At 71.2% G+C, this 25,345-nt stretch carries 21 protein-coding genes; 9 read left to right on the top strand and 12 right to left on the bottom strand.

Going from position 1 to position 25,345, the window contains the following annotated elements; genetic code table 11:
* Positions 1-11: 11 nt before the first annotated feature.
* The 4 genes from Msi02_RS22610 (at position 12) to Msi02_RS22595 (ending at position 5,084) form a co-directional block, all read left to right on the top strand.
* On the top strand, positions 12-845 hold the full coding sequence (locus Msi02_RS22610; RefSeq protein ID WP_079319973.1) for a MetQ/NlpA family ABC transporter substrate-binding protein: 834 nt from the start codon (positions 12-14) through the stop codon (positions 843-845).
* Between the two features lie 68 nt (positions 846-913).
* Positions 914-2,053 (top strand): Fic family protein, encoded by a 1,140-nt coding sequence (locus Msi02_RS22605; RefSeq protein ID WP_204050130.1) that lies wholly within the window; start codon positions 914-916, stop codon positions 2,051-2,053.
* A 59-nt stretch (positions 2,054-2,112) separates the two neighbouring features.
* Positions 2,113-3,648 (top strand): acyl-CoA synthetase, encoded by a 1,536-nt coding sequence (locus Msi02_RS22600; protein WP_204050129.1) that lies wholly within the window; start codon positions 2,113-2,115, stop codon positions 3,646-3,648.
* Between the two features lie 134 nt (positions 3,649-3,782).
* Positions 3,783-5,084: a S1C family serine protease gene (locus tag Msi02_RS22595; RefSeq protein ID WP_204050128.1), complete on the top strand. Its 1,302-nt coding sequence runs from the start codon at positions 3,783-3,785 to the stop codon at positions 5,082-5,084.
* 72 nt (positions 5,085-5,156) lie between these two features.
* Here Msi02_RS22595 and Msi02_RS22590 read toward each other — a convergent pair whose 3' ends face one another.
* From Msi02_RS22590 to Msi02_RS22555, 8 genes are all read right to left on the bottom strand, one after another.
* Positions 5,157-6,062, bottom strand: a complete 906-nt coding sequence (locus Msi02_RS22590) for a MurR/RpiR family transcriptional regulator (RefSeq protein WP_204050127.1) — start codon at positions 6,060-6,062, stop codon at positions 5,157-5,159.
* Positions 6,063-6,073: 11 nt separating this feature from the next.
* Positions 6,074-6,904, bottom strand: a complete 831-nt coding sequence (locus Msi02_RS22585) for a carbohydrate ABC transporter permease (protein ID WP_204050126.1) — start codon at positions 6,902-6,904, stop codon at positions 6,074-6,076.
* Positions 6,901-7,800, bottom strand: a complete 900-nt coding sequence (locus tag Msi02_RS22580) for a carbohydrate ABC transporter permease (protein WP_079319968.1) — start codon at positions 7,798-7,800, stop codon at positions 6,901-6,903. The genes Msi02_RS22585 and Msi02_RS22580 overlap by 4 nt, the downstream gene beginning before the upstream one ends.
* A gap of 95 nt (positions 7,801-7,895) precedes the next feature.
* Entirely contained in the window at positions 7,896-9,188 is a 1,293-nt protein-coding gene (locus tag Msi02_RS22575) for an extracellular solute-binding protein (protein ID WP_204050125.1), read from the bottom strand.
* 160 nt (positions 9,189-9,348) lie between these two features.
* Complete coding sequence (cydC, locus tag Msi02_RS22570) at positions 9,349-11,115, bottom strand: thiol reductant ABC exporter subunit CydC (RefSeq protein WP_239108615.1); 1,767 nt, start codon at positions 11,113-11,115, stop codon at positions 9,349-9,351.
* Positions 11,112-12,824, bottom strand: coding sequence for a thiol reductant ABC exporter subunit CydD (gene cydD, locus Msi02_RS22565; RefSeq protein ID WP_204050124.1), 1,713 nt, complete (start codon positions 12,822-12,824; stop codon positions 11,112-11,114). Before cydD ends, cydC begins: the two co-directional genes overlap by 4 nt.
* A gap of 10 nt (positions 12,825-12,834) precedes the next feature.
* Complete coding sequence (locus Msi02_RS22560; RefSeq protein ID WP_204050123.1) at positions 12,835-13,581, bottom strand: cytochrome d ubiquinol oxidase subunit II; 747 nt, start codon at positions 13,579-13,581, stop codon at positions 12,835-12,837.
* Between the two features lie 13 nt (positions 13,582-13,594).
* Complete coding sequence (locus Msi02_RS22555; RefSeq protein ID WP_204050122.1) at positions 13,595-14,782, bottom strand: cytochrome ubiquinol oxidase subunit I; 1,188 nt, start codon at positions 14,780-14,782, stop codon at positions 13,595-13,597.
* 84 nt (positions 14,783-14,866) lie between these two features.
* Between Msi02_RS22555 and Msi02_RS22550 the strand changes: the two genes are divergently transcribed.
* Positions 14,867-15,190 carry a helix-turn-helix transcriptional regulator gene (locus Msi02_RS22550; protein WP_076436494.1) on the top strand — a complete coding sequence of 108 codons (324 nt, stop codon included), beginning with the start codon at positions 14,867-14,869 and terminating at the stop codon, positions 15,188-15,190.
* Here the strand turns inward: Msi02_RS22550 and Msi02_RS22545 are convergent.
* Complete coding sequence (locus Msi02_RS22545; RefSeq protein WP_204050121.1) at positions 15,150-15,881, bottom strand: permease prefix domain 1-containing protein; 732 nt, start codon at positions 15,879-15,881, stop codon at positions 15,150-15,152. The genes Msi02_RS22550 and Msi02_RS22545 overlap by 41 nt on opposite strands.
* Positions 15,882-16,239: 358 nt before the next feature.
* Between Msi02_RS22545 and Msi02_RS22540 the strand changes: the two genes are divergently transcribed.
* From Msi02_RS22540 to Msi02_RS22530, 3 genes are all read left to right on the top strand, one after another.
* A complete protein-coding gene (locus Msi02_RS22540; RefSeq protein WP_079314503.1) occupies positions 16,240-16,710 on the top strand; it encodes a universal stress protein in 471 nt (156 codons plus the stop codon).
* Between the two features lie 81 nt (positions 16,711-16,791).
* The gene (locus Msi02_RS22535; protein WP_079314504.1) at positions 16,792-17,673 is read left to right on the top strand and encodes a universal stress protein; all 882 of its coding nucleotides are present in this window, start codon (positions 16,792-16,794) and stop codon (positions 17,671-17,673) included.
* A gap of 173 nt (positions 17,674-17,846) precedes the next feature.
* Complete coding sequence (locus tag Msi02_RS22530) at positions 17,847-20,318, top strand: ExeM/NucH family extracellular endonuclease (RefSeq protein WP_204050120.1); 2,472 nt, start codon at positions 17,847-17,849, stop codon at positions 20,316-20,318.
* A 48-nt stretch (positions 20,319-20,366) separates the two neighbouring features.
* Here Msi02_RS22530 and ctaD read toward each other — a convergent pair whose 3' ends face one another.
* Complete coding sequence (ctaD, locus tag Msi02_RS22525; RefSeq protein WP_204050119.1) at positions 20,367-22,052, bottom strand: aa3-type cytochrome oxidase subunit I; 1,686 nt, start codon at positions 22,050-22,052, stop codon at positions 20,367-20,369.
* A gap of 121 nt (positions 22,053-22,173) precedes the next feature.
* On the opposite strand from ctaD, the gene Msi02_RS22520 reads away from it, so the two are divergent.
* The gene (locus tag Msi02_RS22520) at positions 22,174-22,539 is read left to right on the top strand and encodes a thioredoxin family protein (RefSeq protein ID WP_193204564.1); all 366 of its coding nucleotides are present in this window, start codon (positions 22,174-22,176) and stop codon (positions 22,537-22,539) included.
* 97 nt (positions 22,540-22,636) lie between these two features.
* Here the strand turns inward: Msi02_RS22520 and Msi02_RS22515 are convergent, their stop codons facing one another.
* Positions 22,637-24,007, bottom strand: a complete 1,371-nt coding sequence (locus tag Msi02_RS22515) for a class II 3-deoxy-7-phosphoheptulonate synthase (protein ID WP_079314555.1) — start codon at positions 24,005-24,007, stop codon at positions 22,637-22,639.
* An 11-nt stretch (positions 24,008-24,018) separates the two neighbouring features.
* Positions 24,019-25,266: an FAD-dependent oxidoreductase gene (locus Msi02_RS22510; protein ID WP_204050118.1), complete on the bottom strand. Its 1,248-nt coding sequence runs from the start codon at positions 25,264-25,266 to the stop codon at positions 24,019-24,021.
* Positions 25,267-25,345 lie beyond the last annotated feature (79 nt).

Here is a 25,345-nt window from a genome sequence, read left to right as displayed (position 1 = left end):
AGTTCTGTCCCATGCGTAGAACGCTCGGCCTCGTCATCGCCGCCGTGGTCGCGCTCGTGTTGTCCGCCTGCGGGTCCTCGTCTTCGGACACCGCGACCGCCTCCGGCACGGCGGCGGCGAACGCCCCGCTCAAGGTCGGCGTGAGCCCGGTGCCGCACGCGCAGATCCTGAAGTACGTGGCCGACAACCTGGCCGCCGCGAAGGGCCTGAAGCTTGAGATCGTCGAATTCAGCGACTACGTGCAGCCCAACCTGCAGCTCCAGGACGGCCAGCTCGACGCCAACTACTTCCAGCACAAGCCCTACCTGGACGACTTCAACGCCTCCAAGGGCACGAAGCTGAGCTTCGTCGCCCCCGTGCACCTGGAGCCGCTCGGCCTGTACTCCAAGAAGGTCAAGGACCTCGCCTCGCTGCCGCAGGGCGGCACGGTCGCGGTGCCCAACGACGCCACCAACCTCGGCCGGGCGCTCAAGCTGCTCGCCGACAACGGCGTGGTCACGCTCAAGGACGGCGTGGGCACCGCCGCGACCGAGCGCGACGTGACCGGCAACCCGAAGAACCTGACCTTCCGCCCGCTGGAGGCCGCGCAGCTTCCGCGCTCGCTCGACGACGTGGACGCCGCCGTGATCAACGGCAACTACGCGCTGGAGGCGAACCTCAACCCGTCCTCCGACGCGCTGGTGCTGGAGAAGGCCGAGGGCAACCCGTACGCCAACGGCCTGGTGGTCGCGCAGGGGCACGAGAGCGACCCGCGGGTGAAGACGCTGGCCGGGCTGCTGACCGGCCCCGAGGTGAAGAAGTACATCGAGGACACCTTCAAGGGCTCGGTCATCCCCGCCTCCTGACGCGAACATATGTGGACGAATCATCCAGTCGCTTGACCGGATGATTCGTCCATGCTGTCATGGGCCCCATGCTGTACGGGACACCGGCACTGGAGGCCGCGGACGAGAAGGTGCTCGCCGAGATCGAGGAGATGCGGCGCGACCTGAAATACCGGCTGGCGGAGGCCCACCGCTGGGACGGCCTGCTGCGGCGGCAGTTGCAGGCGCGCGCGATCCAGGGATCCAACTCCATCGAGGGCTACCACGCCAGCGTCGAGGACATCGAGTCGATCATGTCCGGCGAGGACCCCCTGGAGGCGTCGGCGGCCGTGGCCCGGGAGATCGCCGGCTACCGGCAGGCGCTCACCTACATCGGCACCCTGTCGCGGGCACGGGTCTTCCGCTACGACGCGGGCCTGCTGCACGCGCTCAACTTCATGATGATCGGCCATCACGTGGACAAGACGCCGGGCACGGTGCGGCCCGGCGGGATCTACGTGCGCAACTCCGCCACCGGCGAGGTGGTCTACGAGGGCCCCGACCACGAACAGGTCCCCGACCTGCTGGCGGAACTGGTCGAGTGGCTCAACGAGGGCGACCTCGGCGCGCCCAGCTACGTGCGCGCCGCCATGGCGCACCTCAACCTCGTCAAGATCCACCCGTGGCGGGACGGCAACGGGCGCATGTCGCGGGCGCTGCAGACGCTCGTGCTCGGCCGCGACCAGATCACCACGCCGGAGTTCGCCTCGATCGAGGAGTGGCTGGGCGAGGGCCGCACCACCTACGACTACTATGACGTGCTCGGCGAGGTGGGACGCCGCCGGTGGAGCCCGCACGGGGACACCCTCTCGTGGGTGCGGTTCGTCCTGCGCTGCCATCACATGCAGGCGCAGCGGGTGGGACGCCGGCTCGCCGAGGCGGGCGAGGTGTGGATGCTGCTGGAGGAGCAGACCGGGGCGCAGGGCCTGCACCCGCGCACGGTCTCGGCGCTCTACCAGGTGTTCGTCTCCCGGCGGCTGCGGCGGGGCATGTACCAGGCCGACGAGGGGCTGAGCCAGGGCCAGGCCGCCCGCGACCTGCGCGAGCTGGCGGCCACCGGGTGGCTCCAGCCGTACGGGGAGACGAAGGGCCGCTTCTACGCGCCGGGGCCGAAGATGACGGAGATCAAGGCCGCGTTCGCCGAGCGGGCCAGGCCGCTGCGCGACCCCTACCGGGCGCTGGAGGGCTGAGCGGACGCATCGGGAATTCGCGCCTACCGTGCGGAAAGCAAACCGAGTAACGTTCGGTTATGCACCCTGGGGCGATCGCGGCGGTGACGCCGGACAAACCGGCAGTGATCATGGCGGGCTCCGGCCGTGTGATCACCTTTCGCGAGCTCGACGAGGAATCCAACCGCCTGGCCCATCTGCTGCGGGCCGCGGGCCTGAAGCCTGGCGATCACATCGCCTTCATGCTGGAGAACCATCCGCTCTTCCTCGTGATCGCCTGGGCCGCGCACCGCTCGGGCCTGTACTACACCGCGATCAGCTCCCGCCTCCAGGCCGACGAGCTGTCGTACATCGTGGACAACTGCGGGGCCCGGGTCTTCATCTCCTCGGCGAAGCTCGCCGGCGTCGCGAGCGCCGTCACCGAGGCCACGCCCGGGGTCGAGCTGCGGCTCATGGTCGACGGCGTCGCCCCGGGGTTCACCTCGTACGAGGAGGCCGTGGCGGGGCAGCCCGTGACGCCGGTCGACGACGAGTGCCAGGGCGCCGACATGCTCTACTCGTCGGGCACCACGGGACGCCCCAAGGGGGTCAAGCCGCCGCTCAGCCGGGCGCCGCTGGAGGCCCCCGGCGCCCTGGTGCAGCTCATCCAGTTCCTGTTCGCGCCCTCGGCCGACAGCGTGTACCTGTCGCCCGCGCCGCTCTACCACGCCGCTCCGCTGCGGTACAGCATGTCGTTCCAGCGCCTCGGCGCGACCGTGGTGGTGATGGAGAGGTTCGACCCCGAGGAGGCGCTGGCGCTCGTCGAGCGGCACCGGGTCACCCACGCGCAGTGGGTGCCCACGATGTTCGTCAAGATGCTCAAGCTGCCCGAGGAGGTGCGCGAGCGCTACGACCTGTCGTCGCTGCGCTGCGCCATCCACGCCGCCGCGCCCTGCCCCGTCGAGGTCAAGGAGCGGATGATGGAGTGGTGGGGGCCGATCATCCACGAGTACTACGCGGGCACGGAGGGCAACTGCTTCCTGTACGCGGGGCCGGAGGACTGGCTCGCCCACAAGGGCACGGTGGGCCGGCCGCTGCTCGGGGTCACCCACGTCTGCGACGAGGACGGAAACGAGCTGCCGCCCGGTGAGCACGGCACGGTCTACTTCTCGGACGGGCCGAAGTTCGAGTATCACGGCGACCCCGAGAAGACCGCGTCGGTCCAGGACCCCAAGGGCCGTGGCTGGACCACGCTGGGGGACATCGGCTATCTGGACGATGACGGCTTCCTCTACCTAACCGACCGGCGCTCGTACATGATCATCTCCGGTGGGGTGAACATCTACCCGCAGGAGGCCGAGAACGTGCTGGCGATGCACCCCGAGGTGGCCGACGTGGCCGTCTTCGGGGTGCCGGACCCCGAGATGGGCGAGCAGGTCAAGGCCGTCGTGCAGCCGGCGGACCCGGCCGCCGCCGGTCCCGCCCTGGAGGCCGAGCTGATCGCCTACTGCCGGGAACGCCTGGCCCACTACAAGTGCCCGAAGTCGGTCGACTTCCGGGACGAGCTGCCCCGCCACCCCACCGGCAAGCTGTACAAGCGCCTGCTCAGGGACGAGTACTGGCCCCGGACGAGCTGACATAAAGTACGCGTAGGGCGCTCGGGGATCCCCACCGCTGATCGCTTAGCGAGACCTTATCGCCGATGCGTCATCGTATTACGTGTACCGGCGGAGAGCCGGGATCACCGGCGAATCCATTGAGGGGGATGGCGATGAGTTCACCTGAGCACGTTCCCGGCGACGAGAACACCCAGATACTCCCCGGTCACGGCTGGAGCCAGTTTGGAAGCACTCCGCCGCAGCACGGGCAGTACACCGGGGCGTACCAGTCGTACGGCGCCTACGGGAGCGGTTCTTATGACACGGCGCAGTTTCCGCCGCCTCCGGCGCGGAAGGGCACGCTGACCGCCCGACAGAAGGCGGGTGCGGGCCTCGCCCTCGTGGCCGTGGCGCTGGGCGGCGGGGTCACCGGGGCCCTCGTCGCGAACAGCGTGAACGGCGGGCAGACGGTGATCGCGAGCCCGGTGGTCAAGGGGGTGTCCAACTCCTCCACCACCACCATCGCCGCGGTGGCCAAGGCGATCATGCCGTCCGTGGTGTCCATCGAGGTGAAGACCGCCACGGCCGGCGGCGAGGGGTCCGGTGTCATCCTGTCGGCCGACGGTCTGATCCTGACGAACAACCACGTAGTGAGCATCGGCGGCGGGGGCGGCGGCACGGTCACCGTGAAGTTCAGCGACGGCAAGACCGCCAACGCCGTCATCAAGGGCACCGACCCCACCACCGACCTCGCGGTCATCCAGGCGCAGGGCGTGTCCGGCCTGACCCCCGCCTCCCTCGGCGACAGCGACAAGCTCCAGGTCGGCGACGCCGTCCTCGCGATCGGCAGCCCGCTCGGCCTGGAGGGATCGGTCACCTCCGGCATCGTGAGCGCCCTCGACCGCACGCTGACCGAGGCCCCCGAAGAGCAGCAGCCGCAGTTCCCCTGGGGCATGGAACAGCAGCAGCAGCCGCAGAGCCAGGGCACCACGATCGGCGGCATGATCCAGACCGACGCCGCGATCAACCCCGGCAACTCCGGCGGCGCGCTGGTCAACTCCTCCGGGCAGGTCGTCGGCGTCAACACGGCGATCGCCACCTCGGGCTCCAGCTCCGGCAACATCGGCGTGGGCTTCGCGATCCCCATCAACACCGCGAAGCTCGTCTCCGAGCAGCTCATCAAGACGGGCAAGGCGACCCACGCCTTCTTCGGCGTGAGCGTGGCCGACGCGGTCGGCGGCGCGTCCGGCGCGGTGGTCAGCTCGATCACGGCCGGCAGCCCGGCGGAGAAGGCCGGCCTCAAGGAGGGCGACCTGATCACCAAGATCAACGACAAGCTGGTGGACAGCGCGGAGGCGCTCGTCGGCACCATCCGCAGCTCCCGCCCCGGCGACAAGGTGACGGTCACCTACACCCGTGACGGCAAGGAGAACACCATCACCACCGCGCTCGCGGAGCAGTCGTCCACGAGCTGACGGTCCACGATCGTCGCCGGCGGGCCTCTGGGGGGACGGCCCGCCGGCGATCGCTTTTCCTGAGAGAAGTGCCTACCTGCGCCGGCGGCCGCTGATCGCGCGGAAGGTGTCCTCCAGGGCGGTGAGTGTCTCGTCGTACGTGAGCCGGGCGGCCACCCCGACGGAGAGGCAGTCGACGACGGTGAGCTGGGCGATCCTGCTGCCCATCGCGCCGAAGCGGAACGGGGTCTCGCGGGCCGCGGTCTTCAGCACGATGTCGGCGAGCTGCGTGATCGGCGAGGGGTCGAAGTTCGTGATCGCGATCGTGGTCGCCCGCCGGTCGGCGGCCAGCCGCAGCGCGTCCAGGACGTCGACGGTGGTGCCGGTGTGCGAGATGCCGATCGCGACGTCGCCCCTGCGCAGCAGCGCGGCCGAGGTGAGCGCGCTGTGGAAGTCCTGCCAGGCGAAGGCCATCAGGCCGATCCGGTGCAGCTTCTGGTGCAGATCGGCCGCGACGAAGCCGCTCGCCCCGGCGCCGTAGAGGTCCACGCGGCGGGCCCCGGCGATGGCGGTGACCGCATGCTCCAGGGCGGCGGTGTCGAGGTGCTCGGCGGTCTCCGCGACCGCGCGGGAGTCGCTGTAGCCGATCTTGGCGACGATCTCCTCCAGCGGATCGTCGGCGCTGATGTCGCCGTCGAGCGGGCGTGCGTCTCCGGCACGTGACGCCTCCAGCGTCGCCTCGCGGGCGAGCGCGATCCGCAGCTCGGGGTAGCCGCGCAGCCCGATGGCCCGGCAGAAGCGCAGCACCGTGGCCTCCGAGGTGCCGCACTCGCGGGCGAGCGCCCCGATCGGGCGGTCCGCGACGCCCTGGGGGTCGGCCAGCACCGCGCGCGCGACCCGTTGCTCCGCGGGCCGCAGAGACCGGATCGCGCCGCGCAGCCGCACGAGAATCCCGTTCGAAGCCGGGATGCCGCTCGGGTGGTCGTCGCCGGGGCTCATCCGCCCTGCCTCTACTTGCTCATGCCGGCGGTCAGCCCGGCGATGATCTGCTTGGTCGCCAGGACGAACAGCACGAAGAGCGGCGCCGTGGCGAGGACCAGCCCGGCGAACAGCGCCGACCAGTCGGTCGTGTACTCGCCGAAGAACTGCGACAACCCGCGCGGGATCGTGAACTTCTCGTCGGAGCGCAGTAGCACCAGCGGGTAGAGGAACTCATGCCACAGCGGCACGAACTGGAACAGCGTCACCGACGCCAGCGCGGGCCGCACCAGCGGCACCATGATCTGCCCGAAGATCCGGAACTCGCCGGCCCCGTCGAGCCGGGCCGCCTCGTCCAGCTCCCCCGGCAGGGAACGGTAGAACGCCGACAGCACGAACATGCAGAACGGCACCCCCGACGCGGCATACAGCAGCGTGAGCCCGAGCAGCGAGTCGATCAGCCCCATGGAGTCCATGAGGTAGAAGATCGGCACCAGGCCCAGCCGGATCGGCAGCATGAGCCCCGCCAGGAAGTACGCCCCGAGCACCCGGTTGCCGAAGAAGTCGTAGCGGGCCAGCGGGTAGGCCGCCAGCGCGGAGACCGCCGTGCCGAGCAGCACGGCGCCGCAGGTGACGGTCAGCGAGTTCAGCAGGTAGGTGCTGAACGACGCCTCCGTCCACACGCGGCCGTAACTGCGCAGCGTCGGGGACGCCGGCAGCCCCAGCGGCGCGGTGAAGATCTCGCTGGTGGGCCGCAGCGAGTTGACCAGCATGACGACCAACGGCAGCAGCGCGACGACCGCGTACCCCCACAGCAGCAGGTGGACGGCGACGCGCCCCGGAGCCCGGTGCCGGGCCGTCACAGCAGCCTCCTCTCCCGGCGCCGGAAGTACGAGCTGGCCAGCAGCGACACCCCGAAGATGAACACGAACATCAGCACGGCGAGCGCCGACGACCGCCCGATCGCGTTCACGCCGCCTTCGACGAACGCGACCCGGTAGAACAGCAGGCCGAGCACGTCGGTCGAGCCGGCCGGGGACCCGGTCGATCCGGCCATCGCGTAGACCAGCCCGAAGGCGTTGAAGTTGCCGATGAACGTCAGCACGCTCACCACGCCGATCGCCGGGGTGAGCAGCGGCAGCGTCACCCGCCGGAACGCCTGCCAGGCCGAGGCGCCGTCGACCCGGGCCGCCTCGTGATACTCGGCCGGGATTCCGGCGAGCGCGGCGGAGAACAGCAGCATGGGGAAGCCCACCCACTGCCACGCGTTGACCAGGATGACGACCGGCAGCGCCGTACGCGTGTCGCCCAGCCAGGGCAGCGCCCACGAGTCCAGCCCGGCCGCCTCGAGCAGCGAGTTGACCGGGCCGAACGTCGGGTTGAGCAGCAGGCTCCACAGGTAGCCGACGACCAGCGGGTCCACCAGGTAGGGCGTGGTGAACGCGGCCTGCAGGAACCGTTTGCCGCGGCCGTACCGGAACAGCAGGAGGGCGAACAGCAGCCCGACCGTGTTCTGGATCAGCATCGTCCCGGCGAAGAACAGCGCGTTGTGCGCCAGCGCCCGCCACAGCTGCTGGTCATAGGGGTAGACGCCGAACAGGTCCCGGTAGTTGGCGAGCCCGGCGAACCCCGTCTGCCGGATCCCGCGCCACTCGAAAAAGCTGTAGTCGAGCGCGGTGACCAGCGGATAGACGATGAAGACCGAGTAGAGCAGGAACGCGGGCAGCAGGAAGACGGCCAGCACCCGCCACCGCGGCACGTACCGGCGACCGGCGCCGGTGCGTGCCGCGCGACGCCCGGAAAAGCGGCCGGAAAAGCGTCGGGGGAACCGTCCGGGAGAGCGCCGGGGCGTGCTCAGTTCCCCGGCTTGAACCACTGCCCGACGCCCTTCTGCACGCTCTCGGCGACCGCCTTGGGATCGGTCTGGCCCGCCAGCATCTTCTGCACCTCGTCCCGGAAGACCGCGTCGCCGTTCGGCTGGCCGTACCGGAAGTCGACGAGCAGCGTGTACGGCGCGCCGTTGGCGGCGTAGTTCTTCGCCATCTCGGCCAGCAGCGGGTCCGGCGGCGTGACCCCGGGAACCGCCGACAGCTGCTTCAGCTCGCTCGCGTAGAGCTGCCCGAACTCCGGCGTCGCCATCCACTTGACCAGTTCGAGTGCCTCGGCCTGGTGGGCCGACTTGGCGTTGACGCCGAACGAGCCGTCGGCCCAGCCCGGCGTCACGGGCGTGGTCACCGGGGAGCCGGGCGGCGGCGGCACCTGGAAGACGCCGAGATCCAGGCTCGGGTTGGCCGCGAGCACGGGCGCCAGGTCGAAGCTGCCCGTGGGGTACATCGCGGCCTTTCCGGTGGCGAACAGCGCCTGGACGTCGGGGATCTTGACGGCCACCACGTCCTTGGGGAAGTACGGCTCCAGGTCCTTGATCAGCTTGATCGAGGCCGTGAAGTCGGGGTCGGTGAACTTCTTCTCGCCGCGCAGCAGCGCGTCCCGGAACTTCGTGCTGCCGTAACGGGCGTTGCCGAAGATCTCGTGGACGATCGGCAACGTCCAGGTCGCGTCGGGCCCGGCCGCGACGGCGAACGGCGTGATCCCGGCCGCCTTCAGCTTGCCGGCCGCCGCGATCATGTCGTCCCAGGTGGCGGGGGGCTGGATGCCGTTGTCGCCGAACAGCTTCTTGTTGTAGAGCACCTGGAGCGTCTGGTAGGCGAACGGCACGCCGTAGATCTTGCCGTCCTTGTGGCCCTTGGCGCCCTCCAGCAGCTTGGCGTCGAAGCCGGACAGCGCCTCCACCTTGCCGTCCAGCGGCACCAGCTGGCCCGCCTCGACCAGCGGCTGCAACCCGCCGTAGGACTTCAGCTGGGCGACGTCGGGCCCGGCGGTGCCGGACAGGCCGGTGGCCAGGATGTTGGGGTACTCGGTGGCCTGGAACGGCTTGAACTCGACATGGATCTTCGGGTGCGACTTTTCGAACGTGGCGAGGATCTTCTCGTACGCCTTGACGTCCTCCACACGCCACGACCACAGACTCAGCGTGACCTTGTCACCGCCCGCCTTGTCGCCCTGCTCGGATGCACCACCCCCGGGAGCGCACGCCGCCAGCGCCACCGCGAGCACGCCGATCGCTCCCGCGATCCACCTTCTCTTCACGAGACTCCCTTTCGGCTCGTAGCCAGTTCGGCGAGCGCCATGCGTGTAGGTAAATACCATGCAAGGTCATCGCGTTGTCTGAAAATTACTTACATCTGACAAGATCCGCAATGCCTTCTTCACGGAAGGTTCACGCGAACAGGTGGCGGGGCGAGAGCGGTCAGCCGCGGTGGCGGGTGAGGGCCTCCGACTCCCACAGATCGCGGTAGTAACCCGGCACGGCGACGAGGTCGGCGTGCGCGCCGCGCTGGGTGACCCTGCCGCCCTCCAGCACGACGATCTCGTCGACCTGTTCCAGGCCGCGCAGCCGGTGGGTGACCAGCAGCGTGGTGCGGCCGCGGGTGGCGTCCAGCAGGTCGGCCATCAGCAGGTCGGCCGTCTCCTCGTCCAGGGCCTCGGCCGGCTCGTCCAGCAGCAGCACCGGCGGGTCGTACAGCAGGGCCCGGGCCAGCGCGAGCCGCTGGAGCTGGCCGCCGGAGACCGTCCTGCCATCCTCGCCGAGCACCGCGTCCCAGCCGGTGCGCTCGGTCCAGGCGTCCAGGCGGGCCCGCCGTACGGCCGCCTCGATGTCCTCGGTGGACGCCTGCGGCCCGGCCAGGCGCAGGTTGTCGCTGACCGTGGCCTGGAAGACGTACGGGTCCTGGGTGAGGCCCGTGACGAGCGCCCGCACGTCGTCGGAGGACAGGCGCCGCACGTCGACCCCGTTGAGCCGGATCGCGCCGGACTCGATCTCCACGGTCCGCATCAGCGCCGACAGCAGGGTGCTCTTCCCCGCGCCGCTCGGGCCGACCACCGCGACCCGGCGGCCCGGCGTCAGCGTCAGGCTCACGCCGTTCAGCGCGGGCTCACGCCCGCCGTGGCGCACCACGAGATCGTCGACCTCGACCGTCAGCGGCGGCTCGGGTGCGGGCGCCGGATCCGCGGGCTCACGCACCGCCGGTGCAGTGGCGGCGGTCTCCCTGAGCCTGCGCAGCGCCGCGACCACCCCCGCGAACCGCTCGCCCGCGGCCGCCAGCGGCAGTGCGGGCTCGAAGGCGACCAGCGCGGTCAGGGCGGCCACGGCGGTCGCGACCCGGCCGAGACCGGCGGCCTGGGCCGTCAGGACCACGACGACGACGGTCAGTCCCTGCGTCAGCATGCCGACGCCGAGCGCGGTGGCGTTGATCCGGGCCTGCCCCCGCTCCAGCAGGGACAGCCGCCCGTCGGCGTCCATCGCCGCCGACAGCGCCCGGTCGCGCGCGCCGTACGCCGCGAGGTCGGCCGCGCCGTGGACCAGGTCGGCCACCCGGGCGGCCAGGTCGGCGCGGGCCGGGGCGATCCGCGCCGACCAGCGCCGGGCGGCGGCGGCCGTGCCCGCGGGCAGCAGCACCCCGGCGACGAGCAGGCCGGCGGCGAGCACGAACGCGGCGGCGGGCAGCAGGAAGCCCGCGATGACGACGGCGGCGACGCCGGTGATCAGCGCGGCGGCGGCCGGCAGCAGGCAGCGGACGAGCAGGTCCTGCACGGCGTCGGTGTCGTCCACCATGCGACTGAGCAGGTCGGCCCCGCGCTGCGGCAGCGGCCCTGCCGGGATCAGCGCCCGATAGAGACGCTCGCGGGTGCCCGCCTGGGCGCGCAGCGCGACGTCGTGCCCGGCCAGGCGCTCGCCGTACCGGAACACGCCGCGGGTGGTGGCGAACGCCCGCACGGCCACGATCGCGACCGACAGCGCCGCCAGGGGCGGCTGCTCGGCGGCCCGCGTGATCAGCCAGGCGGCCGACGCGATGAGTGCGACCCCCGCGAGGTCGGCCGCCGCCCCGGCGAGCGCGGCGAGCACGAGCCGCCGTCCCATGCCGGTGCCGGTGACCACCGACAGCGGCGAGGCCACTGCGGACGTCTCCGTGGCCGTCTTCATGGCCGTCTTCGTGGTCGCCTCCGCGCGGCTCATCGGGCCTCCCCGCCCTGTAGGGAGATCGGGGGCGCGGGAACCGGGGGGACGAGGGCGCCGCCGTCGAGGCGGACGACCCGGTCGGCGAGGTCGATCATTGCCGGGCGGTGCGCGACGATGATCGCCGTACGGCCCTCCGCCAGCCTGCGCGTGGCCGCCACGATCGCCGCCTCGCTCCTGCCGTCGAGCCGCGCCGTGGGCTCGTCCAGTAGCAGCACCCGGGCGGCGGGGCGGCAGAAGGCCCTGGCCAGGGCGACCCGCTGACGCTGGCCCGCCGACAGGTTCGCGCCGCGCTCGCCGAGCGGGGTGTCGTACCCCTGCGGCAGGGCGGCGGCGAACTCCGCCACCTGCGCCGCCGCCGCGGCGGCCCTGACCTCCTCAGGACCGGCCGCCGAACCGAGCGCGATGTTGTCGGCCACCGACGTCGCGAACAGGTGCGGGCGCTGTGGCACGAAGGCGAGCCGCCGCCGCCACTCGTCGAGGTCGAGGCCGGCCAGATCGGTCCCGTCCACCAGCACCCGCCCCTCCGACGGGGTCACGAACCCGAGCAGCAGGTGCAGCAGCGTGCTCTTGCCCGCGCCGCTCGGGCCGACGATCGCCAGCCGCTCGCCCGGCTCGATGACCAGCGAGACGCGGTCGAGCGCGGTCTCCTCGCGGCCCGGGTAGCGCACGGTGACGTCCTCCAGCCGGATCTCCGGCGGCCCGCCGGCCGGCGCGGGCCGCCCCGCGCCGCCTGCCTTTCCCGTGCCCGTGGCGGCTCCGGCCGGTGCGGTCGCCCGCCCGGCCTCCTGCGGCGGGTTGATGACCGCGAACGCCTCGTCGGCGGCGGCGACGCCCTCCATGGCGGCGTGGAAGCGGGTGCCCATCGCGCGCAGCGGCAGGTACGCCTCCGGGGCGAGCAGCAGCACGAGCAGCGCCGTACGCAGGTCGAGCGAGCCCGACAGCAGCCGCAGCCCCACGGGCACCGCCACCAGCGCCAGCGACAGCGACGCCACGAGTTCGAGCACCAGCGACGACAGGAACGCCACCCGCAGCGTGCGCATGGTCGCGGCGCGGTGGGCCTCCGCGACCTCGCGGATCACCGACGCCTGGTAGCGGGCCCGGCCGAAGGCCCGCAGCGTGGGCAGGCCGCGTACGACGTCGAGGAAGTGGCCGCCGAGGCGGGCCAGCGCGCGCCACTGCCGTTCCGTCACGGTCTTGGTGGTCCACCCGACCAGCGCCCCGAAGATCGGGATCAGCGGCAGCGTGAGCACCACGATCACGGCGGTGGCCAGGTCGGCCACGAAGAGCCGGACCACGACCGCGAGCGGCACGACCCCGGCCACGGCGACCGACGGCAGGTAGCCCGTCAGGTAGGGGTCGAGCGCGTCGAGCCCCCGGCCCGCGAGCGTCACCAGCTCACCCGACCGGTACGCCGGCCCGAGACCCTCCACCCGGCCGAAGAGCAGTCGCCGCAGCGCCGACTTCAGCGCGGTGGCCGCGCGGCCCGCGAGCACTCCCTGCGCCCATCCGAGCAGCCCGCGGCAGGCGACGACGAGCGCCAGGGGGAGCAGCGCGGCGATCGCGAACCGGCCGGACAGCACCCCGGCCAGCAGTTCCGCCTGCACGAGCACGAGCAGCCCGGCCACCACCGCCGCCGCCAGGCAGCAGGCGAGATGGATGCGGACGCTCCGCTCCGCGCGGGCCAGCCGGAGGAGATCCTTGTGCAACGGTCCCCAATCAGAAGAACGTCGGCAGCGCGCCCCTGGAGAAGGTGCGCCACACCCATACTTGCGCGCCCACGAGGATCGGGGCGACCGGGACCACCATGACACTGAGCACAGTCAGTGTCTGATCCGGGGCGGCGTTGCCGAGCATGTGGGCGGCCGCGGCCGCCATGACCAGGACCGCGGGCGCGGCGGCGGCACAGGCCGACAGCAGCAGCGCCCGCCCGCTCCTGCCCGGGCCGTCCTGCAGGCGCCACGCTGCGAACGTGCGGCCGTGCCAGGCGAGCAGCGCGAGCAGCGCCACACCTCCCGCGATGCCCGCCGCGTCGAGGGGCGAGGCGGGCAGGCCGCGCGCGACGGCCACGAGGATCGCGCCCCAGGAGAGCGCCAGCCCCGCCGAACCCGCGCACAGCGCGCCGTCCCACACCAGACGCCAGGCGGCGCCGCCGGACCTACGGCGGAACCACAGCCCCGCGTCGCGCACGATCCACGCCAGCAGCAGGGCGACGACGAGAGGGTACAGGCGGCTCAGCGCCTGGCCCTCCAGCACGGGGAACGCGCCGAACAGCACGCCGGCGAGCGCGACCAGCCACACCTCGTTGGCGAGCACGAACGGGGCCATCGCGCCGACGAGGCGGTCGCGGGCGGCGGGGGAGCGGCCGAGCACGGGCAGCAGCACGCCGAGGCCGATGTCGAAGCCCTCCAGGGCGAAGTAGCCGGCCAGCAGGACGGCGAACGTCAGGAACCAGAAGATGTCCATGGGGGCAGGTCCTCTACAGCGAGTGGGCGGGGACGGGCTCTGCCGTGACCGGAAGGTCCGCGGCGCCGAGCGCGACCTGTCCCGGGCCACGCCGTACGGCACGGGCGATGAGGACGTAGTCGACGAGGGCGAGCAGCCCGAGCACGCCCGCGAAACCCGCGAAGGAGGCGGTGATGTCCGCGCGGGTCAGCCCGGGGGTGAGGGCGTCGGCCACGGAGAGCTTGCCGTACACCAGCCAGGGCTGGCGGCCGACCTCGCGGACGATCCAGCCGGCGATCGCCGCGACGAACGGCAGCGGGGTCATGACCATGAGGAGGGGGTGCAGCCAGCGCCAGCGGGCCAGCAGGTCGCGGATGAGCAGCGGCGCCAGCACGAACATCACGGCGAACTGGACGAGCTGCCCGATCGTGATCATGAGTCCGAGCGCGGTGCCGGGGATCACGCCGTGGAACTTGTCCGGCTGGACGGAGCCGACCGGCCCGAACTGGGCGTAGCCGAACCCGACGGTGAACAGCGACCCGATGAAGGCGGTCAGCACGCCGATGCGCAGGGAGCGGGTGAAGAACTCCCGCTCGGGGGTGCGCCGGAACAGGTGGTAGGCGCTGGCGCCCATCACGACGAACCCGCCGGTCCACAGCCCGGCGCTCAGCACGTGGGGGAGCGCGAAGACGAGGGTCGGGTTGGTGAACAGCGCGCCGAAGTCGCGCAGCACGAGCCGCCCGCCCATCTCGGCCGAGCCCGCCGGGTTCTGCAGGAAGGAGTTGGCGACCATGATGAACAGCGCCGAGGCGTACGCCGTCAGCGTCACCAGCCAGATGCACGCCACGTGGAGCCCGCGCGGCAGCCGGTGCCAGCCGAAGATCCACAGGCCCAGGAACGTGGACTCCAGGAAGAAGGCCAGCAGCGTCTCCATGGCCAGCGGCGCGCCGAACACGTCGCCCGCGTAGTGCGAAAGGCCGCTCCAGCTCAGCCCGAACTGGAACTCCATCACGAGCCCGGTGACGACGCCGAGCGCGTAGTTGATCACGTAGATCTGCCCCCAGAAGCGGGTCATCCGCTCGTGCAGGGGGTTCCCGCCGATGGCGTACCGGGTGTGCATGATCGCCACCAGCGGGGCCAGCCCGAGCGTGAGCACGACGAACAGGAAGTGGAGGCTTCCGGTCACGGCGAACTGCAGCCGGGCGAGGCCGACGATGTCCATTGATTTCTCCATGCGTAGGCTGTCTACATATAGACAGCCTACATATAGACTCGGCCGTGTGAAGAACCGGGATAGGCTGCGGGCGTGAACGCCGATGCGCTCCGGGGCCATATGGACGCCCTGCTGCTCTCCGTGCTGGAGCGCGAGCCGCTGCACGGCTACGCGATCATCGAAGCGCTGCGCGAGCGCAGCGGCGGCGCACTCGACGTGCCGACGGGCACGGTCTACCCCGCGCTGCGCAGGCTGGAGCGGGCCGGGCTGCTCGCCGGCGAGTGGGCCTCCGACGGGGGGCGCAAACGGCGGACCTACCGCCTCACCGACGCCGGGCGCAAGGCGCTGGCGGGGGAGCGGTCGGCCTGGCGGTCGTTCACGACCGCGATAGGGAGCGTTCTCGACCCGCTGCGCTGAGATCCGCTGTACCGAGCGCGGAGACCGCCCTGGTGCAGCGCAGGCAGTGCGCGGCGCTGTACAGCTGCCACACGCTGAGCGCGTAGCTGACCGCGGACACGGCCAGCCCGGGGAGGTAGGCGCTGAACCCCACAGGGCCGTGGGCGGCCGCCGCCAGCGTCAGCCCCATCGCCCCGATCAGCGGCGTCTGGATCCAGACGAACAACCCCAGCCACCGGGTGAGCCGCACGGGACGGCGGACGCGCCGCGCCCCTCGGCCGAACGCGAGCAGCGCGACGCCGCCCATCACGCCCACGCTGAGCTGGAGCAGATCCACCGTCCTGGCCAACAGCCCGAACCACACCGGTTTGATCTCGTCGACATGCGGGCTCTGGGGGAAGACCCGCCAGATCACCGTCCACATGAACGCGATGAGCGGCACGCTGAGGAACAGCAGCGCGGCCGTGCGGCGGCCCTGGCTCACCGTCAGCTCCCCCTGGAAGCCCGGCGCGACCTCGGGCACCGTCCCGAAGTCGGCGACCGCCAGCCGCTCGGCCTCGGCCCGCGGGACTCCCTCGATCTCGTACGCCTCGGCCGCGTCGAGCAGGCTGTCGCGCGCCTCGGCCAGCAGGTCGCGCTTGGCGCCGCCCGGGCCGCGCAGCGCATGGCGCATCGACGCGACGTACTCGTCGATCGGACCCGCGTTCCCCATCGTCCCTCCCCGGTCTGCGGCAAGCGTACGGCCGGGGCACCCGGAGGCGCATCAGGGTGATCCCTGACCTGGGCCCAAGGTCCCCGTGTGGCCCGAGCCGTGGAGCGGGCAACGAGACGGTCAGTGGGCGCCTCCGGATCGGCAAAGGGGGGGAGCGGCACCGCTCCGGTTCGCAGATACCCTGTCCTCAGATGAGGCCCGGCCCCCAAAACATGGCCCTGTCCCTTTTGGGGCGCGAGGGACCAGGGGTTTTTCTGGGTACAGGGATGCTCATGGGCGGTGTCTTCTGACCGTTTCGCCGCGGCAACACCCTGTTAACCCTGGTCGGCGAGACTGAGAGCGGAGAGCGAGGCGGAACGTGAACCAGCCGAAGATCGTGGTGGGCATCAACGGGTCGATGGCGTCGCAGGCCGCACTGCGGTGGGCCGCCGCCGAGGGTTCGCTGCGCGGTGCGCGGGTCGAGGCGGTGTACGCCTGGGAGTGGACGGGCGGGCTGCACGCCCACTACGCGCCGATCGCGAGCCGCACCTCACGTGAGGACGAGCACAGGACCGCTCTCGACGTCGCCGCCCAGGCCGTCGCCGAACTCGGCGAGCGCCACGTCGAGCCGGTCGTCGTCGAGGGTCCGCCGGCCCAGGTGCTGCTGCGCGCAACCGATGGCGCGGACCTGCTGGTGCTTGGCGCGCACGAGGCCGAGTCCGAGCCGTACCCCGTGCTCAACCCGGTCGTCTCCGCCTGCCTGCTGCGGGCCAGGTGCCCGGTCGTCGTCGTGCTGCCGGGCATGGAGCACGACCGCCGTCCCGGAGTGCTCGCCGGCAGCCGGGCCTGATCCCGCCGGGGGCCGGATGTCCCTCCGGTCTCGGGACTTTCCGCCCTGCCGGACCGTGCGGCCCGGGCGGAGCATGAGGGCATGGAACCCAACAGCCCGGCCGGTGGCCCAGCCACCAACCCGGGCATCGTCGTCGGGTACGACGGGTCCGACTTCGCCATGCAGGCGCTCGACTGGGCGATGGACGAGGCCGAGTTCCGGGACTCGCCCATCACCGTCTGCCACGCCTGGCAGTCGCCGTACGGCGCGGGCGAGGAGGAGGCGCGCAAGTCCCTGCACCACGCGGCCGAGCACGTGCTGTGGCACGGCGCCGAGTGCGCCCGGCAGTGCACCAGCGGCGTCCGGGTTCGGGAGGACCTGTTCGAGGGGCCGGCCTCCGACCGGCTCGTCGCGCTGTCGGAGACGGCCGACCTGGTCGTCGTGGGATCGCGCGGCCTGAGCGGGGCGGCCCGCCGGGTGATGGGTTCGGTCGCGGGGCACGTCGCGACGCACGCGCTCTGCCCGGTGATCGTGGTCCGCGGCACGGGGTCGCTGCCGCACCGCAGGCACCCCGGCCCCATCGTCGTGGGCGTCGGCGGCGGCGACGACCACGTCCTCGCCTTCGCCTTCCGCGAGGCCGCCCTGCGCGCGCTGCCGCTGATCGCGGTGCACGCCTGGCGCTACCCGGCCGCCGCCTGGAGCGCGGGCATGGCGCCCATGGTGATGTCCGACGTCCCCGGCAGGGAGGCCGTCGAGGCCCTGGAAGCCGCCGTGAGGCCCTGGCGTGCGCGATACCCCGACGTGCACACCCTGCTCCAGTCCGGCGAGGGGCCCGTGCTCGACGTCCTTGCCGACGCCTCTCCCGGTGCGACCATGCTGGTCGTCGGCGCGACCCGCGCCAGGGGGATGCTCGGCAGGCTCGGCTCTGTCACCCGGCCGCTGATCGACGCGGTCACCTGTCCGGTGGCAGTCGTCCACTGCTGACCGGGGGATCCGGAGAGGACCGTCCGGATGGGACCGATCCATCCCGAACCGCGACGCGCAAGGGCAGCACGCCTACGGATACGACGTCAGGCAATCGGCAAATCCATACAAGTTTGTGTTAAAGACACTTATTGGTCCTGGTGTCGCGGTGGTCTACCCCTAAAGTCCGGGACATGCGTGCTCTATCCCGGGCCTTTCCCGATGACCACCACGGTGGCCGCGACACGAGACGTGGCGCGAGACGCGGCGCCCGCGCGGTCGCCGCGCTCGCGGCCGCCGGTCTCCTGACCGCCGGCGTCACGGTCGCGTCGCCGGCGCCCGCCTCGGCCGAGCCGGGCGCCGTGGTGATCAGCCAGGTGTACGGAGGCGGCGGCAACTCCGGCGCCCCCTACACCAACGACTACGTCGAGCTGTTCAACCGCGGCACCGCCGCGATCTCGCTGGACGGCTGGTCCCTCCAGTACACCAGTGCCACCGGGACCGGCCAGTTCGGCTCCCAGAAGCAGAACCTGTCGGGCTCGCTCGCCCCCGGCCAGTATCACCTCGTCCAGCTTTCCGCCGGATCGACGCCGAGCGGTACGCTGCCGCCCGCCGACACCGTCGGCAACCTCAGCCTGAGCGCCACGGCCGGCAAGGTCGTCCTGGTCCGCTCGACCGAGGGCCTTGCCTGCAACGGCGGCTCCTCGCCCTGCACGCCCGAGCAGACCGCGCAGATCGCCGACCTCGTCGGGTACGGCACGGCCAACTACTTCGAGGGCTCGGCGGCGGCCCCGGGCCTGAGCAACTCCACCGCCGCGGTGCGCGCGGGCGGCGGCTGCGCGGACACCGACGACAACGCCGCGGACTTCGCCGCGGGGACGCCCGCGCCGCGCAACACCGCGACGCCCCCGGCTCCCTGCGGCGTCGCCTCGCCGTCGCCGTCGCCGTCCGCCTCGCCGAGCGCCTCACCGTCCGCGTCGCCCTCGGTGTCGCCCTCCGCCTCGCCGTCGCCGTCGCCCACGCCCAGCACGGTCCCGTGCGACGTGCCGCCGAACCGGCAGATCGCCGAGGTCCAGGGCAGCGGCGCCGCCTCCCCGCTCGTGGGGCAGACCGTCCGGGTCGAGGGAATCGTGACCGGCGACTTCCAGGAGACCGGCCAGCAGAGCGGCTTCTACTTCCAGGACCCGACGCCCGACGCCGACCCGGCCACCTCCGACGGCCTGTTCGCGTTCGCCCGGGCGTCGTTCAAGGACGTCAAGGTCGGTGACCGAGTGCTCGTCACCGGCCGGGTCACCGAGTTCAACGGGCTCACCGAGCTGTCCCCGGTCACGGCCGTGGACGTCTGCGGCACCGGGACGGTCACGCCCAAGGCCTACGACCTGCCGCGGGCCGACGGCGCCACCTTCGAGCCGTACGAGAACGTGCTCGTGACCTTCCCCGAGCCGCTGACCGTGACCGACCACTACAACCTCGGCCGGTTCGGCGAGGTGACGGTCGCCGCCGGCGGCCGGCTGTTCCAGCCGACCGACCGGCAGGGTGTGAACCCCGCGCTGGACGCCCGCAGGTCGCTGCTCGTCGACGACGGCTCCAACACCGAGAACCCCGCCACCATCCCGTACACGACGCCGCAGGTCGTCCGGCTCGGCGACACCGCCGTGGGCGTCACCGGCGTGCTGAGCTACGGCTTCGGTGCCTACCGGCTGGAGCCGACCAAGCAGATCACCTTCCTGCGGACCAACCCCCGGCTGCCGGCGCCTCTGCCGGTCGGCGGGAACGTCCGCGTCGCGAGCCTCAACACGCTCAACTGGTTCACGACGCTCGACTCGCGCGGCGCCGACACCGCGGAGGAGCAGCAGCGGCAGCTCAAGAAGATCGTCGCCACGCTCAAGGGCCTCGACGCCGACGTCGTCGGGCTCATGGAGGTCGAGAACAACGGCCAGACGGCCGTCAACGCGCTGGTCGACGCCCTGAACGCGGAGGTGGGCGCGGGCACGTACGCCGCCCTGACCCACCCCTACCCGGGCAGCGACGCCATCCACGTCGCCGCGATCTACAAGCCGGCGAAGCTGACCCCCGTCGGGGAGACGCGGTCCTCGACCGATCCCGTCTTCCGGCGGCCGCCGCTGATCCAGACCTTCCGCCGGGTGGGCGGCGGCCAGCCGTTCACGCTGCTCGTCAACCACTTCAAGTCGAAGGGCTGTGACGAGGAGGCCACCGGCGGCGACGCCGACCAGGGCGACGGGCAGAGCTGCTACAACGCCGAGCGCGTACGGCAGGCCAAGGCCGTGCTGGGCCTCATCGACTCGATGGACCTGCCGAACCCGCTGGTGATCGGCGACCTCAACGCGTACGGCGAGGAGGACCCGATCCACACCCTGGAGGCCGGCGGCCTGACCAGCCTGTCCAAGCGGTTCGTCCCCGCGGCGCAGCGCTACAGCTACCTGTTCAACGGGCTGTCGGGCGAGCTCGACCACGCGATGGCCGGCAAGCAGCTCGTCAAGCGGGTGACCGGGGCGACCATCTGGCACGTCAACGCCGACGAGCCGCGCATCCTCGACTACAACCTGGAGTTCAACCCGCCGAGCCTGTACCGGCCCGACGCGTTCCGCTCCTCCGACCACGACCCGCTGCTGATCGGGCTGAACCTGCCCGGCGGCAAGGGCTGACGATCCGCACGCGAAGGGGCCCCCGGCGACGGGGGCCCCTATCGCAGGTCAGGCGTTGGGATCGACGAAGTCCCGCTTGGTCTCCGGCGGCTCACCCGGCTTACCGCCGAGACGCGGGTAACGCAGGTCGAAGGCGGGCCGCTCGGACCGGATCGGCGGGATCGACACGAAGTTGTGGCGCGGTGGCGGGCAGGACGTCGCCCACTCCAGCGAGTTGGAGTGCCCCCACGGGTCGTTCACCGTCACCTTCTCCCCGTGCCGTACCGTCCACCAGATGTTGTAGAGGAACGGCAGGGTGGACAGCCCGAGCAGGAACGCGCCGATGCTCGACACCTGGTGCATCCAGGTGAAGCCGTCGCTGGCCGCGTAGTCGCCGTACCGCCGCGGCATGCCCTGCGCGCCGAGCCAGTGCTGGATGAGGAACGTCATGTGGAACCCGATGAACAGCATCCAGAAGTGGATCTTTCCGAGCGGCTCGTTCAGCATCCTCCCGGTCAGCTTGGGCCACCAGAAGTAGAAGCCCGCGAACATGGCGAAGACCACCGTGCCGAACACCACGTAGTGGAAGTGGGCGACCACGAAGTAGGTGTCGGTCACGTGGAAGTCCAGCGGCGGCGACGCCAGGATCACCCCCGTCAGGCCGCCGAGCAGGAACGTCACGAGGAATCCCACCGACCACAGCATCGGCGTCTCGAACGTGAGATGGCCCCGCCACATCGTGCCGGTCCAGTTGAAGAACTTCACCCCCGTGGGCACGGCGATCAGGAACGTCATCAGCGAGAAGAACGGCAGCAGCACGTTCCCTGTGGCGAACATGTGGTGCGCCCACACGGTGACCGACAGCGCGGTGATCGCGATCGTCGCGCCGACCATCCCGACGTACCCGAACAGCGGCTTGCGGCTGAAGACCGGGATCACCTCGGTGACGATGCCGAAGAACGGCAGCGCGATGATGTAGACCTCCGGATGGCCGAAGAACCAGAACAGGTGCTGCCACAGAAGCGGGCCGCCGGTCTGGGGGTCGTAGATGTGGGCGCCCAGCTTGCGGTCGATCTCCAGTGCCAGCAGCGCGGCGGCGAGCACCGGGAAGGCGATCAGCACGAGGATCGAGGTGAAGAACACGTTCCACGTGAAGATCGGCATCCGGAACATCGTCATGCCCGGGGCGCGCATGCACATGATCGTCGTGATGAAGTTGACCGAGCCGAGGATGGTCCCGAGGCCGGACAGGGCCAGGCCCATGATCCACAGATCCCCGCCGAGCTGCGGGGTGAACGGCGCGGCCGACAGCGGAGTGTAGCCCGTCCAGCCGAACGTCGGCGCCCCGCCCGCGAAGTACGACCCGACGACCATCAGGCCGCCGAAGAGGAACAGCCAGTAGCTCGCCATGTTCAGCCTCGGGAACGCCACGTCCGGAGCGCCGATCTGCAGCGGCATGATCGCGTTGGCGAACCCGGCGAACAACGGCGTCGCGAAGAACAGCAGCATGATGGTGCCGTGCAGCGTGAACAGCTGGTTGTACTGCTGCAACGTGACGAACTGCATGCCGGGCTCGAAGAGCTCCGCCCGGATGACCATCGCCTGCAGGCCGCCGACCAGGAAGAAGAAGAACGTGGCGATGAAGTAGAGGTTGCCGATCACCTTGTGGTCCGTGCTCGACAACCATGAGGCGATCCGGGCGCCCGGGCCCTTCGGGGCCGCCAAGTCGGTCGGCCGTACGGCATGAGTCGTCATCCGGGGCTCCTTCTAGGTCAAGGAGGTCTCCTGCCCAATCACACGAGGCTCATCACGAAATGGAATGCTGGGATTGTCCGGCTGGTTATGCCCGCTGAAGACCGAGCGAAAGGAGTCGCCCGTGGCGACCATCGAGGTAACCGAGAAGAACTTCAACGACATCGCCGACAACGGCATCGTACTGCTCGATTTCTGGGCCTCCTGGTGCGGCCCCTGCCGGTCCTTCGCGCCGATTTTCGAAAAGGCGTCCGAGGAGCACAAGGACATCACCTTCGGCAAGATCGACACTGAGGCGCAGCCCGCCCTGTCGGAGGGCTTCGAGATCACCGCGATCCCGACGATCATGGCGATCCGCGACGGCATCGTGGTGTTCGCCCAGCCGGGCGCCCTTCCCGCGCCGGCACTCGAGGACCTGATCCGGCAGTTGCGCGCGCTCGACATGGACGCCATCCGCGCCCAGATCGAGGCGGAGGCCAAGAACAGCTGAGGCGTCGGGCTGTGCCCGCAAACGGAAACCGCCGTCACCCCGTCCGATTGATCGGAGGGCGACGGCGGATTCAGACGACCCGATCAGGCGATGCAGGTCAGCTCGACCGGTACAGCTCCGCGACGCGGAAGGCGAGGTCGAGCGACTGACCGCGGTTGAGGCGGGGGTCGCACGCGGTCTCGTACCGCAGCGCCAGGTCCTCCTCCACGATCGCGTGCCCGCCGCCCACGCACTCGGTCACGTCGTCGCCGGTGAACTCGATGTGGATGCCGCCGGGGTGGGTGCCGAGCGCGTGGTGCACCTCGAAGAAGCCCGCGACCTCGTCCAGCACGTCGTCGAGGCGGCGGGTCTTGTGGCCGCTCGGCGCCTCGAAGGTGTTGCCGTGCATCGGATCGCACACCCAGGCCACCGTGGCGCCGCTCGCGTTGACCTTGTCCACCAGCGTCGGCAGCGCGTCGCGGACCTTGCCCGCGCCCATCCGGGTGATGAAGGTGAGCCGGCCGGGCTCGTTGTCCGGGTTGAGCTTGTCGATCAGCGCGATGGCCTCTTCCGGCGTGGTCGTCGGGCCGAGCTTCACGCCGATCGGGTTGCGGATGCGGCTGAAGAACTCGACGTGCGCCCCGTCGAGCTGCCGGGTGCGCTCGCCGATCCACACCATGTGCGCCGACACGTCGTACGGCAGGCCCGTGCGCGAGTCGATCCGGGTGAGCGCCCGGTCGTAGTCGAGGATCAGGGCCTCGTGGGAGGAGTAGAACTCCACGGTGTGGAACTCCTCGGGCTCGGCGCCGCAGGCCCGCATGAACGAGAGTGCCTGGTCGATCTCCCGCGCGAGCTGCTCGTAGCGCCGGCCCGCCGGGGACTCCGCGACGAAGTCCTGGTTCCAGGCGTGGACCTGACGCAGGTCGGCGTAGCCGCCCTTGGTGAAGGCCCGCGTGAGGTTCAGCGTGACCGCCGCCGAGTGGTAGGCGCGCAGCAGCCGGTTCGGGTCGGGGCGGCGGGACTCGGCGGTGAAGTCGAAGCCGTTGACCATGTCGCCCCGGTAGGCCGGAAGCTCGACGCCGTCGCGGATCTCCATGGGCTTGGACCGCGGCTTGGCGAACTGCCCGGCGAGCCGCCCGATCTTCACGACCGGGACGCGGCCGGCGTAGGTCAGCACGATCGCCATCTGCAGCAGAGTCTTGAGCTTGTTGCGCACGTTCTCGGCCGTCGCGCCCGCGAAGGTCTCGGCGCAGTCGCCGCCCTGCAGGACGAACGCCTCCCCGCGCGCCACGGCGGCCATGCTGTCCTTGAGCTGGTCGCACTCGCCGGCGAACACCAGCGGGGGCAGGGACGCCAGCTCCGCGACGACCTTGTCCAGCTCGCCGCGGTCGGGCCAGTCCGGCTGCTGGGCCGCGGGGAGATCACGCCAGGTGTCCAGGGCGCTCGAGGTGTCCAGGGCACTCAAGGTGTCGGGGTTCGTTGCGCTCACGGGAACCAAGGTTATTGCAACACGTCCCGTGTGGGCCCCTTCCTGTCCATTTGCTGAGATCTTTTTTCTCGCGGCGGAAGACGTACGTGCTCGGGCAGCACGCCGAGCCCGATGAATCGGGGCAGCAGCGAGCGCACCACCGGCACGCGGGTGAGGTCGGGGATCGGCCCCACGGGACCGGCGAGCGCGGGCCGGATGAGGCGTTCCTGCACCACCCGCTGCGCGGTCTGCACGACGACCGTGGGCACCTTCCTGCGGCGCTCCACCCGGGCGAGCAGCGCGTCGGGGGCCCGGCCGCGCAGCAGGGCCGGGCCGACGATGTTGGCGGCCGCGACCGCGTCCTGCACCGCGAGGTTGATCCCGACGCCGAACACCGGCGACATCGCGTGGGCCGCGTCGCCGATCAGCAGCAGCCCGGGCAGGTGCCAGCGCGTGAGCCGGTTCAGTTCGACGCTGAGCACGCCGGCCTCGTCGAAGCCGTGCAGCTCGGAGGTCCTGCCGCCGAGGAAGGGCAGCAGCCGTTCCACCTCGCGGCGCAGCCCGTCGACGCCCTTCGCCTCGAGTGCGGCGAAGCCGCCCTTCGGGATGACGTAGGCGAGCTGCCAGTACGTCTCCCTGTTGATGGCGACCATGAGCCGTCCGGCCGACGCCCGCAGGAACGGCTGCTCGGGGTCGTCCTCCGCCCGCGGCAGCCGGAACCAGACGACGTCCATCGGGGCGCCGAACCGTCTCGGCGCCAGGCCCGCCGCCCGCCGTACGTCGGAGTGCCGGCCGTCGGCGGCGACCGTGAGCACGGCCCGTATCTCGTGCTCCTCGCCCCGCTCGTCGCGATAGCGCACCCCGCGGATCGCGCCGTCGTGCCGTACGAGATCGACGACCTTGGCGTTCATCAGGAGGTGGAAGTGGGGATACGCGGCCGCCTCGCGGGTGAGGAGGTCGAGGAAGTCCCACTGCGGGACGAAGGCGATGTACTGGTACTTGCCCGGCAGGCGCCGCAGGTCGGCGACGGGCACCTGGCCGTCGTCGGTCCGCAGGGACATCTCGTACGCCTTGCGGTGCGGCAGCCGGTGGAACGCCTCGGCCAGGCCGATCTCGTCCAGGACCTGGAGGGTCGAGGGATGGATGGTGTCACCGCGGAAGTCACGCAGGAAGTCCGCGTGCTTCTCCAGCAAAGTGACGTCGACGCCCGCGCGGGCCAGGAGCAGCGCGAGCATGGCCCCCGCGGGCCCGCCGCCCGCGATCACACATGTCGTCTCCATAATTCATCACCCGCTGAAATTATCTCATGCGGGGGACCGGCCCGCCAGATGTGGGCCTACCGGAGCGCGTGCGGGACCG

It is taken from the genome of Microbispora siamensis, assembly GCF_016863095.1.
GTDB classification, from domain to species: Bacteria; Actinomycetota; Actinomycetes; order Streptosporangiales; family Streptosporangiaceae; genus Microbispora; species Microbispora siamensis.
Note: the sequence above shows the minus strand (reverse complement) of the source record. Positions and strands in the feature narration are given on the sequence as shown.

Bases quoted from the DNA above. Each gene is read 5' to 3' on its own strand.
- Msi02_RS22610 (WP_079319973.1), top strand. From the start codon at position 12: ATGCGTAGAACGCTCGGCCTCGTCATCGCCGCCGTGGTCGCGCTCGTG.
- Msi02_RS22605 (WP_204050130.1), top strand. From the start codon at position 914: ATGCTGTACGGGACACCGGCACTGGAGGCCGCGGACGAGAAGGTGCTC.
- Msi02_RS22600 (WP_204050129.1), top strand. From the start codon at position 2,113: ATGCACCCTGGGGCGATCGCGGCGGTGACGCCGGACAAACCGGCAGTG.
- Msi02_RS22595 (WP_204050128.1), top strand. From the start codon at position 3,783: ATGAGTTCACCTGAGCACGTTCCCGGCGACGAGAACACCCAGATACTC.
- Msi02_RS22590 (WP_204050127.1), bottom strand. From the start codon at position 6,062: ATGAGCCCCGGCGACGACCACCCGAGCGGCATCCCGGCTTCGAACGGG.
- cydC (WP_239108615.1), bottom strand. From the start codon at position 11,115: ATGAGCCGCGCGGAGGCGACCACGAAGACGGCCATGAAGACGGCCACG.
- Msi02_RS22560 (WP_204050123.1), bottom strand. From the start codon at position 13,581: ATGGACATCTTCTGGTTCCTGACGTTCGCCGTCCTGCTGGCCGGCTAC.
- Msi02_RS22555 (WP_204050122.1), bottom strand. From the start codon at position 14,782: ATGGACATCGTCGGCCTCGCCCGGCTGCAGTTCGCCGTGACCGGAAGC.
- Msi02_RS22545 (WP_204050121.1), bottom strand. From the start codon at position 15,881: ATGGGGAACGCGGGTCCGATCGACGAGTACGTCGCGTCGATGCGCCAT.
- Msi02_RS22535 (WP_079314504.1), top strand. From the start codon at position 16,792: ATGGAACCCAACAGCCCGGCCGGTGGCCCAGCCACCAACCCGGGCATC.
- Msi02_RS22530 (WP_204050120.1), top strand. From the start codon at position 17,847: ATGCGTGCTCTATCCCGGGCCTTTCCCGATGACCACCACGGTGGCCGC.
- ctaD (WP_204050119.1), bottom strand. From the start codon at position 22,052: ATGACGACTCATGCCGTACGGCCGACCGACTTGGCGGCCCCGAAGGGC.
- Msi02_RS22510 (WP_204050118.1), bottom strand. From the start codon at position 25,266: ATGGAGACGACATGTGTGATCGCGGGCGGCGGGCCCGCGGGGGCCATG.